Below are 3,830 nucleotides of genomic sequence, written 5' to 3'. Positions count from 1 at the left end.
CCGCCTCGTCGGTGAAAGTCACGCGGCGCTCGGCGTCCTCCATGCCGTTAAACGGCCGGTTCAGCACCAGCCGCCCCTCTGTGCCCAGGATGTCAAAGTGGGTGTAGAACGGGGCGCGGAAGGCGCTGCTGATCTGGGCCAGCGCCCCGCCGGGGTAATGGAGCGCACCGGCGAACGACTCATCCACGCCGCTCGGCCCGATCCACTGGTCGCCGAAGACCCATTCCGGCGGCCCGCCCATGACGTATTGGGCCAGGCTGAGCGGGTAGATGCCCACGTCCCACAGGCTCCCCCCGCCCCACTCCGGCCGCAGGCGGATGTTGTCCCGGTCGTTCATCTTGAAGTTGAAGACCCCGCGCAGGGCCGTCACCTCGCCCAAGCGCCCGTCGCGCACCCACTCGCCGACGGCCCTGGTCTGCGGGTGGTGGCGATACATGAACGCCTCGACCAGCACCCGGCCGCTGGCCCGCGCCGCGGCGCTCATGCGATCCACCTCGGCCAGGCTGATGGCGAACGGCTTCTCGCACAGGACGTGGACGCCCCGCTCCAGCGCCCGCACCGCCCACTCGGCGTGCAGGTGGTTGGGCAGGCCGATGTAGACGGCGTCGATCTCGCCCGAGGCGAGCATGTCGTCATACGTCCCGAAGGCGCGGGGGATGCCCCAGGCGTCGGCATAGGCGTCGGCCGCGCCCTGGTCGCGGCTGGCGACGGCCACCAGCTCGCCGCGGGCCGAGGCGCGAATGGCGGGGATGAGGCGGCGGTTGATGTTGGCGGTGGAAAGTAGACCCCAGCGTACTTTGTCCATCGGTTCCTCCTAGGAGAAGAATCCGCAGATTTCGCAGATTTGGCAGATTTCTCAGAACTTGGTCTAGGGGGATTGTAAGTACTGAGGGGGAGATGGGCAATGGAAGCGGGGGACGCTCATTCTCACAGACAGCAGAAGCGCCAAACCTGACAGGTTTCCAGAAAACCTGTCAGGTTTGGCAAGTAGGCTCAGCGCCCGGCTGTTGATTACTGCCGGATAACCTTGAGGTCGACTACCCTGCCTCCTCTACCGCCGTAGAAGAAATCGGCGACGGCAATACCCTGGCCGGCCGGCATGTGCACGTAGGAGCGGATCCCGGCGCACACCGAGAGCGTCCCCCCTTCACGGTGATAATAGGAAATGCGGTGCTCGATCTCCGAGCCGCCTAAGTTAGTCTCGTGGTTGGAGCACCTGGGGAAGCCCGACACGCGATATTCGATCACCTGCTGGAACTTATGCCCGGCAGCACCCGGCCACGCCCCATAGGGCCATGCCTTGATCACGCTGTTGACCCCGGCGGCGACCATGGGAGGGCAATGCACAAAGGGGACGCCATAGGCGTCGGCGCGCACCTTGCCCACGTATCTCACGGTGGAGATGATGGTGTATGTGCCCACCGGCTTATTCTGGAAGTCCTTGCAGACCAACGATTCACTGTTGGCCGTGTTCAGAACCCATGGGGACTTGTGCTCAACCCAGGCATAGGTTCGCACCGATCCATCCGTGCTGCCGGCATGCTCAGACTGGGGCTTGACCCCCAACCTCACGTGCCAACCCTGCACATAATCGTACTGCTGGGCCAATACGACTGTTGGCGCCAGGACAGCCAATAGAAACAGTATGACCACCCATTTGGCAACTCGTTCTGTACGCATGGTTGTTCGACTCCTTTCCACAAGGCCAATCACGACGATGATGGCTTCCGGCGTGACTGGCCGCCGAATGCCAAGAGGGGATAGAGGCCGCCGTCGGGTCGAAGGTGCGTGTCGCGGTTTCGGGGATCGCCCGGATGAGGTATGGCTCCCCCACCCTGGCTATTCTGGTCGAACCGCATGGCCCGACAGAAAGTCTTAGCCCACTACTGGCTATTTTACTCTATTCAAGGCATCTTGCACAAGTGGTATTAGTTAGTTATAAATTAATTCTTTTGCTTGCCATTTGTACGTATTAATTCATAGCTCGCTGTAAGGATAATGTCATAGATGAAACAGCGCCTAGTAGCGCAAGCCTGAGCAGCCATCAGCGTCCTATTCTCGCATGATTGCCACCCGGCCCGGTTCCGGGTTTTGCCCGGCGGTACTATATAATCGCCTGAGGGATGGATAATGAGCCGGACTTGGCAATTCTGGATAGGGTGAGGGAACATGTATCTCGAACAATTCTTTATCGAAGGTCTGGGCTGCGCCTCCTATCTGGTCGGCGACGAGGGCGCGGGCCTGGCCGCTGTGGTCGATCCCGACCGTGAGGTGGATAAGTACCTGCGCGCCGCCGCGGCCCACGGGCTGACCATCACCCACGTCATCGAGACGCACCTCCATGCCGACCACGTCAGCGGCAGCACCGAGCTGCGGGCGCGCACCGGGGCGGACATCTACCTCCACGAGGCGGCCGGCGTCGCCTTCCCCCACCGGCCGCTGCGCGCCGGGGACACGCTGGAATTGGGCAACCTCCATCTGGCCGTCCGCCACACGCCCGGCCACACCCCGGATAGCATTACCCTGCTGGTGACCGACCTGAACCGGGCCAAGGAGCCGTGGATGGCTCTGACCGGCGACACGCTCTTCGTCGGCGACGTGGGCCGGCCCGATCTGGTCGGCCCGGACGCGGCGCGCGGCCTGGCTTCGCAGATGTACGACACGCTCCAACGCGAGATTTTGCCCCTGCCCGACGGCGTGCTCGTCTTTCCCGGCCACGGCGCGGGGTCGCTGTGCGGCAAGGCGCTGACCCCGGTGCGCAGCACCACCATCGGCTACGAGCGCCACCACAACCCGGCCCTCTTCCCGCTGGCGCGCGAGGCGTTCATCGACTTCGCCGTGGCCGATCTGCCGGAGCAGCCGGCCAACGTGCGGCGCATCAAGGGGCTGAACCGGCGCGGCCCGCGCCCGCTGGGCGAGGTAACGCCCCGGCCGGTCGCCATCCGCGAGTCCATCGCTCACTTCCAGGGCGGCGCGGCGCTGCTCGACCTGCGCGACGCGGCGGCTTTCAGGACGGCCCACATTCCCGGCGCGATCCATCTGGAACTGGACGATCAACTCAGCAACCGCGTCGGCTTCGTGCTGCCGCCCGACGCGCCGATCATCCTGCTACTGGGCGAGCCGCCCTACACCGACCTGGCCGCCACCTACCGCCGCGCCGTCTATGCCCTGGCCCGCGTCGGCTATGATGAGGTGGTCGGCTATCTGGCCGAGGGGTTGGACGTGTGGGCGGAGTATGGCCTGCCGCTGGCGGCCGGCGACGTGCGCGAGATCACGCCGGCGCAGTTGAGCGAATTGCTGGCGGCCGGCGACGAATCCGCGCCGGTCGTCATCGACGTGCGCGAGCCGTGGGAGTACGCCCAGGGGCGCGTGCCCGGCGCGCGCCTCATCCCGCTGGGCGAGCTGCTGGGGCGCGTGGGCGAGCTGGACGCGGCGCGGCCAACGGCGCTCATCTGCGCCACGGGCAGCCGCAGCCGGTCGGCCGCCGCGCTGCTGGGCCAGCAGGGGTTCGAGACGGTCTACAACGTCGCCGGCGGGACGGTGGGGTGGATGGAGGGTGGATTGCCGTTGGAACGGTAGGGGCGCACCTGCGTGTGCGCCCTGGGGCAGTAGGGGCGCACCTGCGTGTGCGCCCTGGGGCAGGCTGCGTGTGCGCCCTGGGGCAGGCTGCGTGTGCGCCCTGGGGCAGGCTGCGTGTGCGCCCTGGGGCAGGCTGCGTGTGCGCCCTGGGGCAGACACGCAGGTCTGCCCCTACCTTACGCGCCGGGGCGCGCCCGCAGCCGCGTCTGACCGGCCCAGCTATCGGCCAGGAAGAGCAGGCCGATGACGAT

General features: G+C 66.1%; 3 protein-coding genes. 1 reads left to right on the top strand and 2 read right to left on the bottom strand.

Features of this window, described 5'->3' with window-relative positions; genetic code table 11:
- Both ACE3UY_RS12840 and ACE3UY_RS12835 read right to left on the bottom strand, forming a co-directional pair.
- The coding region (locus ACE3UY_RS12840; RefSeq protein WP_374687909.1) for a Gfo/Idh/MocA family protein at positions 1 to 805 on the bottom strand (805 nt) is incomplete at its 3' end.
- Positions 806 to 1,011: 206 nt separating this feature from the next.
- Positions 1,012 to 1,680, bottom strand: coding sequence for a hypothetical protein (locus ACE3UY_RS12835; protein WP_374687908.1), 669 nt, complete (start codon positions 1,678 to 1,680; stop codon positions 1,012 to 1,014).
- 489 nt (positions 1,681 to 2,169) lie between these two features.
- Between ACE3UY_RS12835 and ACE3UY_RS12830 the strand changes: the two genes are divergently transcribed.
- Entirely contained in the window at positions 2,170 to 3,579 is a 1,410-nt protein-coding gene (locus ACE3UY_RS12830; protein ID WP_374687907.1) for a rhodanese-like domain-containing protein, read from the top strand.
- The last annotated feature ends 251 nt before the right edge of the window (positions 3,580 to 3,830 follow it).

Source organism: Promineifilum sp. (SeqCode) (assembly GCF_041918635.1).
Classification (GTDB): domain Bacteria; phylum Chloroflexota; class Anaerolineae; order Promineifilales; family Promineifilaceae; genus Promineifilum.
Note: the sequence above shows the minus strand (reverse complement) of the source record. Positions and strands in the feature narration are given on the sequence as shown.

Coding starts and splice junctions, on each gene's coding strand:
- ACE3UY_RS12835 (WP_374687908.1), bottom strand. CDS start 1,680: ATGCGTACAGAACGAGTTGCCAAATGGGTGGTCATACTGTTTCTATTG.
- ACE3UY_RS12830 (WP_374687907.1), top strand. CDS start 2,170: ATGTATCTCGAACAATTCTTTATCGAAGGTCTGGGCTGCGCCTCCTAT.